The 14,055-nt window shown below is 71.0% G+C and carries 12 protein-coding genes and 1 riboswitch; of the genes, 9 read left to right on the top strand and 3 right to left on the bottom strand.

Features of this window, described 5'->3' with window-relative positions:
- The first annotated feature begins 251 nt into the window (after positions 1–251).
- The 8 genes from sigR (at position 252) to CTZ28_RS00470 (ending at position 8,948) form a co-directional block, all read left to right on the top strand.
- Positions 252–935: an RNA polymerase sigma factor SigR gene (gene sigR / locus CTZ28_RS00510; protein ID WP_220795297.1), complete on the top strand. Its 684-nt coding sequence runs from the start codon at positions 252–254 to the stop codon at positions 933–935.
- Entirely contained in the window at positions 932–1,234 is a 303-nt protein-coding gene (gene rsrA, locus CTZ28_RS00505; RefSeq protein WP_121887157.1) for a mycothiol system anti-sigma-R factor, read from the top strand. Before sigR ends, rsrA begins: the two co-directional genes overlap by 4 nt.
- Before the next feature lie 159 nt (positions 1,235–1,393).
- On the top strand, positions 1,394–2,734 hold the full coding sequence (locus CTZ28_RS00500) for an HD-GYP domain-containing protein (RefSeq protein WP_121887156.1): 1,341 nt from the start codon (positions 1,394–1,396) through the stop codon (positions 2,732–2,734).
- Positions 2,731–4,092, top strand: a complete 1,362-nt coding sequence (locus CTZ28_RS00495) for an HD-GYP domain-containing protein (RefSeq protein WP_259471408.1) — start codon at positions 2,731–2,733, stop codon at positions 4,090–4,092. Before CTZ28_RS00500 ends, CTZ28_RS00495 begins: the two co-directional genes overlap by 4 nt.
- A 111-nt stretch (positions 4,093–4,203) precedes the next feature.
- Positions 4,204–5,211, top strand: a complete 1,008-nt coding sequence (locus CTZ28_RS00490; RefSeq protein WP_121887602.1) for a tetratricopeptide repeat protein — start codon at positions 4,204–4,206, stop codon at positions 5,209–5,211.
- 353 nt (positions 5,212–5,564) lie between these two features.
- Positions 5,565–6,215 carry a peptide deformylase gene (def, locus tag CTZ28_RS00480; protein ID WP_121887155.1) on the top strand — a complete coding sequence of 217 codons (651 nt, stop codon included), beginning with the start codon at positions 5,565–5,567 and terminating at the stop codon, positions 6,213–6,215.
- Positions 6,216–6,465: 250 nt separating this feature from the next.
- Complete coding sequence (gene cyc1, locus CTZ28_RS00475) at positions 6,466–7,551, top strand: epi-isozizaene synthase (RefSeq protein WP_121887601.1); 1,086 nt, start codon at positions 6,466–6,468, stop codon at positions 7,549–7,551.
- Complete coding sequence (locus CTZ28_RS00470) at positions 7,548–8,948, top strand: bifunctional albaflavenone monooxygenase/terpene synthase (protein ID WP_121887154.1); 1,401 nt, start codon at positions 7,548–7,550, stop codon at positions 8,946–8,948. The genes cyc1 and CTZ28_RS00470 overlap by 4 nt, the downstream gene beginning before the upstream one ends.
- A gap of 70 nt (positions 8,949–9,018) precedes the next feature.
- Here CTZ28_RS00470 and CTZ28_RS00465 read toward each other — a convergent pair whose 3' ends face one another.
- Positions 9,019–9,984 (bottom strand): helix-turn-helix domain-containing protein, encoded by a 966-nt coding sequence (locus CTZ28_RS00465; RefSeq protein WP_121887153.1) that lies wholly within the window; start codon positions 9,982–9,984, stop codon positions 9,019–9,021.
- A 93-nt stretch (positions 9,985–10,077) separates the two neighbouring features.
- Here CTZ28_RS00465 and CTZ28_RS00460 point away from each other — a divergent pair, with 93 nt between their 5' ends.
- Positions 10,078–10,320 carry a hypothetical protein gene (locus CTZ28_RS00460; protein ID WP_183154196.1) on the top strand — a complete coding sequence of 81 codons (243 nt, stop codon included), beginning with the start codon at positions 10,078–10,080 and terminating at the stop codon, positions 10,318–10,320.
- Here the strand turns inward: CTZ28_RS00460 and CTZ28_RS00455 are convergent.
- Together CTZ28_RS00455 and CTZ28_RS00450 are read right to left on the bottom strand one after the other, a co-directional pair.
- Positions 10,233–11,240 (bottom strand): ribonucleotide-diphosphate reductase subunit beta, encoded by a 1,008-nt coding sequence (locus tag CTZ28_RS00455; RefSeq protein ID WP_121887151.1) that lies wholly within the window; start codon positions 11,238–11,240, stop codon positions 10,233–10,235. The genes CTZ28_RS00460 and CTZ28_RS00455 overlap by 88 nt on opposite strands.
- 56 nt (positions 11,241–11,296) lie before the next feature.
- The gene (locus CTZ28_RS00450) at positions 11,297–13,702 is read right to left on the bottom strand and encodes a ribonucleoside-diphosphate reductase subunit alpha (RefSeq protein ID WP_121887150.1); all 2,406 of its coding nucleotides are present in this window, start codon (positions 13,700–13,702) and stop codon (positions 11,297–11,299) included.
- A 123-nt stretch (positions 13,703–13,825) separates the two neighbouring features.
- Positions 13,826–13,996, bottom strand: a riboswitch (cobalamin riboswitch).
- Between the last annotated feature and the right edge of the window lie 59 nt (positions 13,997–14,055).

The following is a 14,055-nucleotide window of genomic DNA, read 5'->3' as shown; positions in this document are numbered from 1 at the left end:
GGGAATGCCGCGCGCCGGCGCACTGTTGTGGCGGTCAGAAGTGCTGAAGCTCCAGCACTCACGCCGTAGGAGAGGGAGTCCGCCGCATGGGTTCGACCTTTTGCCCGAGCCGCAGCAGCCGCACCGGCCTGGACTGGACGGTGCTGCACGCGGCCAGGACGGCTCCGGTTCGAGCGGCGGCAGGCACGGGTCGTGTTCTATCCTCCGATTCGAGTGGGACCGGTATCGGTCCTGCCCGGGATCTTGAGGAGGTGGGTCCGGTCACTGGGACCGACGCAGGGACCGACAACGGCCAGGCGGAGCTGCCCGAGGGCCAGGGCGTCGGCGCGGAGTCGAACTCGGAGCGCAACGCGCGCTTCGAGCGGGACGCGCTGGAATTCCTCGACCAGATGTACTCGGCCGCGCTGCGCATGACGCGCAACCCGGCCGACGCCGAGGACCTGGTGCAGGAGACGTATGCCAAGGCGTACGCGTCCTTCCACCAGTTCCGCGAGGGCACCAACCTCAAGGCGTGGCTGTACCGGATCCTCACGAACACGTTCATCAACTCGTACCGCAAGAAGCAGCGCGAGCCGCAGCGCAGTGCGGCCGAGGAGATCGAGGACTGGCAGCTTGCCCGTGCCGAGTCGCACATGTCGACCGGTCTGCGCTCCGCCGAGTCGCAGGCGCTCGACCACCTGCCCGACTCCGATGTGAAGGAAGCGCTGCAGGCGATCCCCGAGGAATTCCGCATCGCCGTCTACCTCGCGGACGTAGAGGGCTTTGCGTACAAGGAGATCGCGGACATCATGGGGACACCCATCGGTACGGTGATGTCCCGGCTGCACCGAGGCCGCCGTCAGCTGCGCGGCATGCTGGAGGACTACGCCCGCGAGCGCGGGCTGGTCCCGGCGGGCGCCGGAGAGTCGAACGAAGCGAAAGGCTCGGGCTCATGAGCTGCGGAGAGCCGCACGAGACGGACTGCAGTGAGGTACTCGATCATCTGTACGAGTTCCTCGACAGCGAGATGCCGGCAGCCGATCGCGACAAGTTCCAGCAGCACTTCGAGGAGTGCTCGCCGTGCCTGGAGAAGTACGGCCTGGAGCAGGCGGTGAAGAAGCTGGTCAAGCGGTGCTGCGGCCATGACGACGTGCCGATCGACCTGCGCGCCAAGGTCATGGGGCGGATCGATCTGATCCGTTCCGGCCAGGCGGTGCCCGAGCACGACATCACGGCGACCCCGCAGGAGTCCTGACGGCTCCCGGCCGGCGCGTTCCGCGGTCCGCCGTCCGACCCCGCTGCTGACTTCACGGTCATCACCCGAACGTGCTAATCCGTGCGGCATGGCCTCACGGACTCCCCGATCCGCGTCCTAGGCTCCGGAACCAGGACGGCATGGTCGGGGGAGGGCGTCATGGATGCGGTTCCGGCACGGGCACGCGTGTACGTGGCCTCCGTCGCCGCCCTGGCCCTGCTCGGCATGCTGCCGCTGCCCAGAACCCACGCGCCCTGGTGGGCGATCGCGCTGCTCACCGCGCTGTACGCGGCCTGCGAGCAGATCGTCAGGCGCCGCTTCGGAGGCACCTTCCACCCCGTCCTGCTCGCCGGGGCCTTTCTGCTGCCCGCGCCCGCCGCCGCGCTCGTACCGGTGCCCGGTGCCCTGCTCTCGCCCGCCGAACGGCCCCGCGCGCTGCGCCGGATCTGGCGCGCCGCCCAGTCCTCGCTCGCCGTGTACGCCGCGGCCCGCGTGCACGAGGTGCTCGGCGGCCGTGGCGCGGTCGTGCACTCCGACTTCCCCTACGCCCTCGTGCCGGCCGCCGCGGCCGTGCTGGCCTTCTGCCTCGTCCTCGCCGCGCTCGACGGCGGCATCCTCGCCCTGGCCGAACAGGTGCCGGCCCGCCGGGCCTGGCGCGGGCTGCTGCCCCGCTCGCTCGCGCCGATCGCCGTGCACGGACTGGCCGGGCTGATGATGGCCGTGCTGTGGCGCAGCCCGCACGGTCCGGTCGCCGCGCTGCTCGTGCTGCTGCCGATGGGCGTGTCCTGGTGGGTCTTCGCGCAGTACCACCGGGAGCGGGCGGCCCACCAGGCGACGATCCGCGCGCTCGTGCAGGCCGTCGACATCAAGGACGGCTACACCCGCGGCCACAGCGAGCGGGTCGGACAGGCGTCCGTGATGATCGCCCGCGAACTCGGCCTGGACGACGACCGCGTCGAGGTGCTGCGGTTCGCCGGGATCCTGCACGACGTCGGCAAGCTGGGCGTGCCGACCCGGCTGCTGCGCAAGGACGGGCCGCTCACCCCCGAGGAGCGGCGGGTGATCGAGCTGCATCCCGAGTACGGCCACGAGATGGTCCGGGGCATCTCCTTCCTCGGCGAGGCGCGGGCGGCGATCCTGCACCACCACGAACGGCTCGACGGCAGCGGCTACCCGTACGGGCTGGCGGGCGCTCAGATCCCGGAGTGCGCCCGAGTGGTGGCCGTCGCCGACGCCTTCGACGCGATGACGTCCACGCGCTCCTACAGCAGGGCGCGCCCGGTGCCGACGGCACTGCGGGAACTGGAGCGCTGCGCCGGGACCCAGTTCGACCCCCGGATGGTCGCCGCGCTGGTCCGGGCCGTGGGGCGATGGGGGTGCCCCCGCTCGAACGAAGCCGGGAGCGGGGGAGGCTGGCATCCCGCGGTCACCGCCGACGAGCGGCAGTACCCGGTGCCGCCCCCCGAACCCGTCGCGGGCCCGCGCGAGGCACATCGATGAGCGCGCTCCGGCTCGTCCATGTCTGTGCCGCGCTGCTCGCCGCTGTCTCCCTCGCCGTCACCCTCGTCCTCGGCCTGGAGCAGCGCGGGACCGCCCTCGCCTTCGGTGTGCTCATAGCCGTCGGCGAGCTGACCGTCCCCCGGCCCTCCGCGCCGGCCCGGGTGGCGGGCGTTCCCGTGACCGTCACCGGCGCCGATGTCCGGGAGACGGCGTCGCTCGGCGCGGCCGGCGCCCTGTCGTACGCGCTGCTCGGCGAGGGAGCCGGGCACGCGACCGCCCCCCACGCGCTCGACCTGGCCCAGAGCTCGGGGACACCCGTCCGTGCCGCGCAGGTCGTCACCGTCGTCCTCGCCGCCTCGCTGCTCGGCAGCGTCCCGCACATCTGGTGCGGCCGGGCCGCCACGCTCGACCATCTGGCCCGCCGGGTCCTCACCATCGGCTTCGCCGCCGTCTGCTGCCAACCCCTGCACGGGGACGGCCTGTTCGGGTCCCTGGGCGGTTCGGTACACGCCGTGCTGCTGCTCGCGCTCCTCGTGCTCACCGCCCTGTGCGACGCGGTCCTGGCCGCCGCCCTGGCCCACTCACGCACCCGGTGGCCGTTCGGCCCGCTGCTGCGGGACGAGCTGCGGGGGCTGCTCGGCATCGGCTCCGCGGTGTGCGCGACGGGCGCGGTGATGGCGCTGGCGGTGGCCGTCGTCGGACTGTGGGCGCTGCCCGTGTTCTGCCTGCCGCTCCTGCTCACCCAGCTCACACTGCGCCGGTACGTCGCCGTGCGCGCCACCTACCGGCAGACCATCGCCTCCCTCGCCCGGGCCACCGAGATCGCCGGTTACACCCCGGCCGGTCACGCCCACCGGGTCGCCGCGCTCAGCCGGGCCGTCGGCCGGGACCTCGGGCTGACCGCGCCCGAGCTGACCGTGCTGGAGTACGCGGCCCTCATGCACGACATCGGCCAGCTGAGCCTGGTCGACCCGGTGCCGGCCGGCGCCACCGCCGGACTGCCCGCCGCGGAACAGCGGCGGATAGCGCTGCTCGGCGGCGCCGTGGTACGGCAGACCGGGGTGGACGCGGCGGTCGCGGTGGTCGTGGAGCGGCAGGCCGACCCCTACCGGGAGCAGCCGGTGGCCGCGCGGATCATCCGGGCCGTGAACGCGTACGAGGAGAAGGCGCGGGAGGCCGGCCCCGGTGCCGCCCTCAAGGCCCTGGAGGAACTGCGGCTGGGCACCGCCGGGGACTACGCACCCGAGGTGGTGGAGTCGCTCGCGCGAGTGCTGGGGGACCGGGGTGCGGCGCGCGAGCTTCCCGGTCGGGGCGGCGGGCGCAGGACCGGACGGTCTGACCCGGCCCCGGCTGGGTAACCCATGGGTAATGAGCGCCTCTCCCGCCGTACGTGGTTGGATGCGAGGGAGAGGGTGTCCGGGGGCACAAGCCAGCCCACAGTGCGGATCTGGAACTGGCAGGCGGGAATCGTGAGGATCTTCGGCAAGGGACGGCACCGGCCCTCCGCCTCCTGGCGGCAGGCCACGGACCGGGCGTTCACGCTCATCGGCGACGGCCGGTACGAGGACGCGGGCGAGCTGCTGACACGCGCCGCCGATCTGGAGCCCTGGCTGTCCGAGTCCTGGTTCAACCTCGCCCTGCTGCACAAGTTCCGGCACGACTGGGAGCAGGCCCGCGCCGCCGGACTGCGCGCCGTGGCGCTGCTCGACCGGGAGACCGGAGCGCCCGACTGGTGGAACGTGGGCATCGCCGCCACCGCCCTGCAGGACTGGCCGCTGGCCCACCGCGCCTGGCAGGCCTATGGGCTGCGGGTGCCCGGGGGCGCCTCGTGGCCGAAGGCCGGGGGAGGCGACATCGTCTCCGGAGAACCGCTCGGCATGGAGCTGGGCAGCGCGGCCGTTCGGCTGTCGCCGGAGGGAGAGGCCGAGGTCGTCTGGGGCCGGCGGCTCGACCCGGCGCGGATCGAGGTGCTGTCCATTCCGCTGCCCTCGTCCGGGCGGCGCTGGGGCGAGGTCGTGCTGCACGACGGGGTGCCGCACGGCGAGCGCACCACCACCGCCGGGCACGCCTACCCGGTCTTCGACGAGATCGAGTTGTGGGCCCCCTCGCCGGTGCCCACCTGGGTGGTCCTGCTGGAGGCCGCCACCGAGGCAGACCGGGACGCGCTGGAGCAGCTGGCCGCCGACGCCGGCTTCGCCGCGGAGGACTGGTCGTCGTCGGTGCGGCTGCTGTGCCGGATGTGCTCCGAGTCGCGGATGCCGTCCGACGAGGGCGACGGGGAGCACCTGGATCCGCACGATCACAGCGAGCCGGGGCATCCCGGGCCGCTCGGGCACCGCACGGACGGGCAGCTGTGGGTGCCGGAGCGGGAGTGCGGCGTCGCCGCCCCGGCGTCGCTGGTCCGCGGGTTGCTGGACGGGTGGGTCGCGGACAGCCCCAATTCCCGGGACTGGCGGGATCTCGAAGAGGTCTGTTAGGTCCTGTGTCAAATTCCCGTCGTTCGCCCGGAGGGCGGGCCCTGCGGCGTCAGGTGCGTGCTCTCGGTGTGCCGGGCGCGGGTCCTCGTACTGGATGTACTTGGGCCTGTGTCCGGTGCGGCGAGAGTGCGTGCATGGCGTCGCGGGGCTGGGGGCACCTCCCGGCCGGAGGCTGGGGGAGGGAATTTGACGACAGGGCCTAGAGCCGTTGCCGGCTGCGGGCCGGTGGTGGCCGGTCGCACCCGCCCGGCGGAGCCGCGTATCGGACTGAGTCCCGCGCCCCTGGGGTGCCCTTGCCCGTACCCTGTATCAGCAATATCTCCCCTGTTCATTGAGGAAGGCGTACGTCGGTCATGGCGCAGCAGGACACCGATCAGCAGCACGCGGGCGTGCTCCCCGTGGACGACGAGGGCTTCGTCATCGACACCGAGGACGCCGAGGAGCGCGAGGCCGCCTGGCGGGAGCGCGGTACCACGCGGCCGATCACGGTTGTGGGCAATCCGGTGCTGCACAAGGAGTGCAGGGACGTCACCGAGTTCGGTGAGGAACTCCAGCAGCTGATCGCGGACATGTTCACCAGCCAGCGCACCGCCGAGGGCGTGGGCCTGGCCGCCAACCAGATCGGCGTCGACCTGAAGGTCTTCGTCTACGACTGCCAGGACGACGGGGGCGCCCGGCATGTCGGCGTGGTCTGCAACCCCCGGCTCGTGGACCTGCCCGCCGACCGGCGCCGCCTCGACGACAGCAACGAGGGCTGTCTGTCCGTGCCGACCGCGTACGCGCCGCTGGCCCGGCCCGACTACGCCGAGGTGACCGGGCAGGACGAGCGGGGCAACCCGGTCAAGGTGCGGGGCACGGGCTACTTCGCGCGGTGTCTGCAGCACGAGACCGACCACCTGTACGGGTATCTGTACATCGACCGGCTCTCCAAGCGCGAACGCAAGGACGCGCTGCGGCAGATGGCCGAGAACGAGCCACGCTACCCCGTGGTCGCCAACGACTGAGACCGGACGCGGTCTCGGACTGCCGGCTGTGACGCCCGGCCAGGGAACTCCCTGGCCGGGCGTTGTGCATAGCGCTTCGCAGCCGATCGCGCAAGAGGGGAAACTGGGCGCCTTGAGGTAGTGAATGGAGCAAATCCGTTCCCAGACTGGTCAGTTGTAGTGCTGAATGGGAAGTGCGGGGATACGCAACGGCGCACGCCCGGCACAGTACGAGGTGCGTGTGCACTTGACGGCTGAGAGGGGTTTGTTCGTGCATGCATTACCACACGGCACCACATCGACGCCCATGGCGGTCGCAGTCCCACCGTCGCTCGCTCTTCCGGTGATCGAGGAATCCTTTCCCCGGCACCTGCATCCGTATTGGCCACAGCTCCAGGAGAAGACCCGCCGCTGGCTGCTCGAAAAGCGGCTCATGCCGGCGGACAAGATTGCCGAATATGCCGATGGCCTGTGCTACACGGACTTGATGGCGGGGTATTACACAGGTGCTCCCGACGACGTCCTCCAGGCCATTGCCGACTACAGTGCGTGGTTCTTCGTCTGGGACGACCGGCACGACCGTGACATCGTGCACGGCCGCGCGGCCGACTGGCGGCGGCTGCGGTCACGGCTGCACACGGCCCTGGACTCACCGCAGCACCATCTGAACCACCGGGACCCCGTGGTCGCGGGGTTCGCGGACAGCGTGGTGCGGTTGTACTCCTTCCTGTCACCGACCTGGAACGCGCGGTTCGCCCGCCACTTCCACGCGGTGATCGAGGCGTACGACCGCGAGTTCCGCAACCGCACCGAGGGATATGTGCCCGGCGTCGGGGAATACCTCGCCCTGCGCCGCCTGACCTTCGCCCACTGGATATGGACGGACCTGCTGGAGCCGAGCGCAGGACTCGAACTCCCGGACGCCGTGCGGAAAGACCCGGCATATCGCCGTCCGGCACTGCTGAGCCAGGAATTCGCCGCCTGGTACAACGACCTCTGCTCACTCCCCAAGGAAATAGCGGGAGATGAGGTCCACAATCTCGGAATCAGTCTCGTCACCCATGAGGGGATGACCCTGGAAGAAGCGGTCGGCGACATCCGGCGGCGCATCGAGGAATGCATCACGGAATTCATCGAGGCGGAACGCGCGGCCGAGCGGTTCGCCGACGGTCTGGACGACGGCACGGCGCGGGGAAAGGAACTCGGCGCCGCCGTACGGACCTGTGTCGGCACCATGCGCAACTGGTTCAGCTCGGTGTACTGGTTCCACCACGAATCCGGCCGCTACATGGTCGACAGCTGGGCGGACCGGTCCACGCCCCCGTACGTCAACAACGAAGCGGCAGGTGAGAAATGACCGTCGAGTCGTCCCCCGAGTTCTCGGCTTCGCTCGCCCAGGGGGCACCCCCACCGCCGGTCGCGCCCGAGCTGTCCGAACCGCCCCTTGCGGGCGGCGCGGTGCCGGTCCTGGGCCATGGCTGGAAGCTGGTCCGCGACCCGCTGGCCTTCATGTCCCAACTGCGCGACCATGGCGACGTCGTCCGGCTGAAACTCGGCCCGAAGACGGTGTACGCCGTGACCACCCCGGCGCTCACCGGAGCGCTGGCGCTCAGCCCCGACTACAAGATCGACGGACCGCTCTGGGAGTCCCTTGAGGGGCTGCTCGGCAAGGAGGGCGTGGCCACCGCCAACGGGCCCCGGCACCGCCGCCAGCGGCGCACCATCCAGCCCGCCTTCCGGCTCGACGCCATCCCCGGCTACGGGCCGATCATGGAGGAGGAGGCGCATGCGCTGACCGAGCGCTGGCGGCCCGGCGAGACCGTCGACTGCACCTCGGAGTCCTTCCGGATCGCGGTACGCATCGCCGCCCGCTGTCTGCTGCGCGGCGCCTCCATGGACGAGCGGGCCGAGCGGTTGTGCGCCGCGCTCGCCACCGTCTTCCGCGGTATGTACCGCCGGATGGTGGTGCCGCTCGGACCGCTGTACAAACTGCCCCTTCCGGCCAACCGCGAATTCAACCGGGCGCTGGCCGATCTGCACCTCCTCGTCGACGAGATCGTCGCCGAACGCCGGGCATCCGGTCAAAGGCCGGACGATTTGCTGACGGCATTGCTGGCGGCACAGGACGAGAATGGCGACCCCATCGGGGAACAGGAGATCCACGACCAGGTCGTCGCGATACTCACGCCCGGCAGCGAAACCGTCGCCTCCACGATCATGTGGCTGCTCCAGGTGCTCGCCGAACACCCGGAACATGCCGAGAAGGTGCGCGACGAGGTGGAATCCGTCACCGGCGGCCGACCGGTCGGATTCGATGACGTCCGCAGGCTCCGGCACACGAACAATGTCGTCGTCGAGGCGATGCGCCTGCGCCCGGCCGTATGGATTCTGACCCGGCGCGCGCTCACCGACACCACGCTCGGCGGCTATCGCATTCCTGCCGGGGCCGACATCGTCTACAGCCCGTACGCCGTTCAGCGCGACGCCCGTTCGTTCGCCGACAGCCTCGGCTTCGACCCCGACCGCTGGCTGCCGGAGCGGGCCGAGGAGGTGCCGAAGTACGCGATGAACCCGTTCAGCGTGGGCAACCGGAAGTGCCCGAGCGACCACTTCTCGATGGCGCAGCTGACCCTGATCACCGCGGCGCTGTCGTCGAAGTACCGCTTCGAGCAGGTCACCGGGTCGAACGACGAGACCCGGGTGGGCATCACGCTCCGTCCGGACCGGCTGCTGCTCACTCCCGTGGAGTGGTGACGGGCGGCGCCCGCTGACGCCGCGCGGCCGGCGCTGACGGTGCGTGTCGCTCGCCGGTACCGGCGCGCGTTCAGGCGGCCTCGGGGCCCCGGAACGTGCGCCGGTAGGCGTGCGGGGTCGTGCCCAGCGCCCGGACGAACTGGTGCCGCAGCGCGGCGGCCGTGCCGAACCCGGTGCGCGCCGCGATCGCGTCCGTCGTCTGGTCCGTGCCCTCCAGCAACTCCTGGGCCAGCAGCACCCGTTGGCGCAGGATCCAGCGGTAGGGGGTGGTGCCGGTCTCCTGCTGGAAGCGGCGGGCGAAGGTGCGCGGCGCCATATGGGCGCGGGCGGCGAGCTGCTCGACGGTGACCTCCTGGTCGAGGTGCTGCTCCATCCAGGCCAGCACGTCGCCGACGGTGTCGCACCGGCTCCTGGGCAGCGGGCGCTCGACGTACTGGGCCTGTCCGCCGTCCCGGTGCGGTGGCACCACCATGCGCCGGGCGATCTTGTTGGCGACCTCGGGGCCCTGCTCCTTGCGCACGATGTGCAGACAGGCGTCGATCCCGGCCGCGGTGCCGGCTGAGGTGATCACCGGGTCGTCGTCGACGTAGAGCACGTCCGGCTGGATGACCGCCCGCGGACAGCGCACGGCCAGCTCCCCGGCCTGCCGCCAGTGCACGCTGCACCGCCGCCCGTCGAGCAGCCCGGCGGCGCCGAGCACGAACACCCCGGAGCAGACGCTGAGCACCCGCGCCCCGCGCTCCACCGCCGCCACCAGGGCAGCCAGCAGCTCGGGCGGGTAGTCGCGGGTGACGAACTCCTCACCGGCCGGCACCGCGACCAGGTCGGCCTGTGCCAGCCGGTCCAGCCCGTACGGCGTCGAGACGGTCAGCCCGCCGACATGTGTGCGCAGCGCCGGGCCCTCCGCCGAGACCACGGCGAAGTCGTACACCGGCAGCCCATCGTCGCTGCGGTCGAGGCCGAACACCTCGCAGAGGACCCCCAGCTCGAAGGGGTGCACGCCGTCCAGCAGGACGGCCGCCACGTTCTTCAGCATGCTGCCAGTGTGCCTCGTCCCTGGCAGTAATTCGAGGGTGTACGGCAGTCCTGCCACTGCCGGTAAGGAGTGTCAGGCGCAACAGTGGTGTCCATGAACACGAACCAGATCGAAGGCCTGATCGGAATGGTCGCGGTCCTCGGGATCCTCGTCCTCCTGGTCCTCCCGTCGGTGTTCGGCATCGTGCGCGACCGGCGCATCGACCGACAGCTCAGGGAGGCCCAGGAGACGGCGGACGAGGAGCCGGCTCAGAAGTCCTCGTCCAGGTCGACGGTGCCCTCCACCGCCACCTGGTACGCCGAGGGGCGCCGCTCGAAGAAGTTGGTCAGCTCCTGAACCCCCTGCAGCTCCATGAAGGAGAAGGGGTTCTCGGAGCCGTACACCGGGGCGAAGCCGAGACGCGTCAGACGCTGGTCGGCGACGCACTCCAGGTACTGCCGCATCGAGTCGGTGTTCATGCCCGGCAGGCCGTCACCGCACAGGTCGCGCGCGAACTGCAGCTCCGCCTCGACGGCCTCCCGGAGCATGTCGGTGACCTGCTGCTGGAGCTGGTCGTCGAAGAGGTCGGGCTCCTCCTTGCGGACGGTGTCGACCACGTCGAAGGCGAAGGACATGTGCATCGTCTCGTCGCGGAACACCCAGTTGGTGCCCGTGGCCAGGCCGTGCAGCAGACCCCGGCTGCGCAACCAGTAGACGTACGCGAAGGCGCCGTAGAAGAACAGGCCCTCGATGCACGCGGCGAAGCAGATCAGGTTGAGCAGGAAGCGCCGGCGGTCGGCCCTCGACTCCAGGCGGTCCAGGTTGTCGACCGAGTCCATCCACCGGAAGCAGAACTCGGCCTTCTCCCGGATGGACGGGATGTTCTCGACCGCGGCGAAGGCCGCCGCACGGTCCTCCGGGTCGGGCAGATAGGTGTCCAGCAGCGTCAGATAGAACTGGACGTGCACGGCCTCCTCGAACAGCTGACGGCTCAGGTACAGCCGCGCCTCGGGGGAGTTGATGTGCTTGTACAGCGTCAGCACCAGGTTGTTCGCGACGATCGAGTCGCCCGTGGCGAAGAAGGCGACCAGCCGGCCGATGAGGTGCTGCTCGGCGGGGGTCAGCTTGGCGAGGTCGGCGACGTCGGAGTGGAGGTCGACCTCCTCCACGGTCCAGGTGTTCTTGATGGCGTCCCGGTAGCGCTCGTAGAAGTCGGGGTAGCGCATGGGGCGCAGAGTCAGCTCGAAGCCGGGGTCGAGAAGGTTCTGGGTAGTCATGACTGTCGGCGCGGAGCGCCGTCCTCCAGGGGTCGTGGTCGGGCGACGGGCGGGCATTACTGGCAGGCTTCGCAGGACTCCGGGTTCTCCAGGGAGCAGGCGACCGCTTCGGGGTCCGGGGCGGCCTGCACGGGGACGGTGGCCCGGGGCTGCGCCTGGGCCGCGCGGGCGATCCGGGTCGCCGGGCGGGAGCGCAGGTAGTACGTGGTCTTCAGCCCCTGCTTCCACGCGTAGGCGTACATCGAGGAGAGCTTGCCGATGGTCGGCGTCTCCATGAACAGGTTCAGGGACTGGGACTGGTCCAGGTAGGGCGTGCGGGCCGCGGCCATGTCGATCAGGCCGCGCTGCGGGATCTCCCACGCCGTGCGGTACAGGGCGCGCATGTCCGCCGGGATCCACGCGAAGTCCTGCACGGAGCCGTTGGCGTCGCGCAGCGCCTCGCGGGTGCGGGCGTCCCACACGCCCAGCTCCTTGAGGTCGTGCACCAGATACGAGTTGACCTGGAGGAACTCACCGGAGAGCGTTTCGCGCTTGAAGAGGTTCGAGACCTGGGGCTCGATGCACTCGTAGACACCGGCGATGGACGCGATGGTCGCGGTGGGCGCGATCGCGAGCAGCAGGCTGTTGCGCATCCCGGTCCTCGCGATCCGTGCGCGCAGGGCCGCCCAGCGCTCCGGCCAGCTGAACTCGACGCCGTAGTGGTCGGGATGCAGCACACCCTGCGCGGTGCGGGTCTTCTCCCAGGCGGGCAGCGGGCCGTTGCACTCGGCGAGGTCGGCGGACGCCTCGTAGGCGGCGAGCATGATGCGCTCGGCGATGCGGGTGGAGAGCTGCTTCGCCGCCGCCGAGTCGAAGGGCAGGCGCAGTTTGAAGAAGACGTCCTGCAGGCCCATGGCGCCCAGGCCGACCGGCCGCCACTTGGCGTTGGAGCGGCCGGCCTGCTCGGTCGGGTAGAAGTTGATGTCGACGACCCGGTCGAGGAAGGTGACGGCGGTGCGGACCGTCTCGTCCAGCCGCTCCCAGTCGATGTCCCCGCCGCGCACGAACGCGCCGAGGTTGACCGAGCCCAGGTTGCAGACCGCGGTCTCGCCGTCGTCGGTGACCTCCAGGATCTCCGTGCAGAGGTTGGAGGAGTGGACGACGTGGCCCGGCTCGGCCGTCTGGTTGGCGGTGCGGTTGGCGGCGTCCTTGAAGGTCATCCAGCCGTTGCCGGTCTGTGCGAGGGTGCGCATCATACGGCCGTAGAGATCACGGGCCGGGATGGTCTTCTTCGCGAGCCCGGCCGCCTCCGCCCCGCGGTAGGCGGCGTCGAACTCCTCGCCCCACAGGTCGACCAGTTCGGGCACGTCCGACGGCGAGAACAGTGACCACTGCTCGTCGGCGTCGACCCGGCGCATGAACTCGTCCGGGATCCAGTGGGCGAGATTGAGGTTGTGCGTACGGCGGGCGTCCTCGCCGGTGTTGTCGCGCAGCTCCAGGAACTCCTCGATGTCGGAGTGCCAGGTCTCCAGGTAGACCGCCGCCGCGCCCTTGCGCCGGCCGCCCTGGTTCACGGCGGCCACGGACGCGTCGAGGGTCTTCAGGAACGGGACGATGCCGTTGGAGTGCCCGTTGGTGCCGCGGATCAGCGAACCGCGGGAGCGGACGCGGGAGTAGGCGATGCCGATGCCCCCGGCGTGCTTGGAGAGGCGGGCCACCTGGTGGTAGCGGTCGTAGAGGGAGTCCAGCTCGTCCTTGGGGGAGTCGAGGAGGTAGCAGGACGACATCTGCGGGTGCCGGGTACCGGAGTTGAAGAGCGTCGGGGAGGAGGGCAGGTACTCGAGACGGCTCATCAGCCGGTAGAGCGCGGCGACCTCGTCCACGGCGTGCGCGGAGTCGCCCCCGGAGCGGGTACCCCCGTCGGCGAGGCCGGCGGCCACGCGAAGCAGGAAGTGCTGCGGCGTCTCGACCACCTTGCGGGTCAGGGGGTGCCGGAGCAGATAGCGGCTGTGCAGCGTGCGCAGCCCGAAGTAGCCGAAGCGGTCGTCCGCCGCGGGGTCGATCAGCGCGTCGAGCCGCTCGGCGTGCAGCCGTACGAAGTCGGCGGTGCGGTCGGCGATGAGCCCTTCCCGGTGGCCCACGGCGATCGACCCGGTGAACGAGGTGACGCCCTGTGAGGCGGCCTCCGTTCGGATGGAGCGGGTCAGCAGCCGGGCGGCCAGCCGTGAGTAGGCGGGGTCCTCCGCGATCAGGCCGGCGGCCGCCTCGGTGGCCAGCTCCCGCAGCTCCGCGCCGGCATCGGCGTCGGCCCGCGCGGACCGGCCGCGCAGTGCGGCGGCGGCGACCCGGCCGGGGTCGGCGTCGGGGAGGTCGGCGGTCAGCTCGGTCAGGGTCCGCAGCAGCGCGGCACCGGGACCGTCGGTCTCCACCGGGACTGCGGTCGCCTGGGCGGCTGAAGCCGGGTCGGCTGGCGCGATGGTCACGTGGGGCTCTCCCTCGCTCGGCACGGGGCCTCGCGGAGGGCAGGGGGCAGCACACGAGCGCGCACGGCGTCGCCTCCGCCGGCCCATTCCACGAGGCCCGGACGTCAGGGCACCCGGACCGGACGGCCGGGTGCGCTGTCGGCAGGTCCTCGGACTGAGCCTGCATGCGGGTATGCGGGCATACACGCATGAGTACACCGTTGCGGGACAGTTCCGGATTCGCACCGGATTCCCCTGCGGCGACAGCGAGCATGAGCATACATCTAGTGCCGGGCCGTCGTGGCACCCCCAGATGTTGTGTCGTACGTCAACGGGCCGCCGTTGCCGGTCGGCTTCGGCGGCCCGTTGCGGGG

Origin of the sequence: Streptomyces shenzhenensis (assembly GCF_003688995.1) — a bacterium.
Lineage (GTDB): Bacteria > Actinomycetota > Actinomycetes > Streptomycetales > Streptomycetaceae > Streptomyces > Streptomyces shenzhenensis_A.
Note: the sequence above shows the minus strand (reverse complement) of the source record. Positions and strands in the feature narration are given on the sequence as shown.

What these genes read in the sequence shown, in the direction of transcription:
- CTZ28_RS00460 (WP_183154196.1), top strand. Translation starts at nt 10,078, where the DNA reads ATGAACACGAACCAGATCGAAGGCCTGATCGGAATGGTCGCGGTCCTC.
- CTZ28_RS00455 (WP_121887151.1), bottom strand. Translation starts at nt 11,240, where the DNA reads ATGACTACCCAGAACCTTCTCGACCCCGGCTTCGAGCTGACTCTGCGC.
- CTZ28_RS00495 (WP_259471408.1), top strand. Translation starts at nt 2,731, where the DNA reads ATGAGCGCGCTCCGGCTCGTCCATGTCTGTGCCGCGCTGCTCGCCGCT.
- rsrA (WP_121887157.1), top strand. Translation starts at nt 932, where the DNA reads ATGAGCTGCGGAGAGCCGCACGAGACGGACTGCAGTGAGGTACTCGAT.
- CTZ28_RS00500 (WP_121887156.1), top strand. Translation starts at nt 1,394, where the DNA reads ATGGATGCGGTTCCGGCACGGGCACGCGTGTACGTGGCCTCCGTCGCC.
- CTZ28_RS00470 (WP_121887154.1), top strand. Translation starts at nt 7,548, where the DNA reads ATGACCGTCGAGTCGTCCCCCGAGTTCTCGGCTTCGCTCGCCCAGGGG.
- CTZ28_RS00465 (WP_121887153.1), bottom strand. Translation starts at nt 9,984, where the DNA reads ATGCTGAAGAACGTGGCGGCCGTCCTGCTGGACGGCGTGCACCCCTTC.
- def (WP_121887155.1), top strand. Translation starts at nt 5,565, where the DNA reads ATGGCGCAGCAGGACACCGATCAGCAGCACGCGGGCGTGCTCCCCGTG.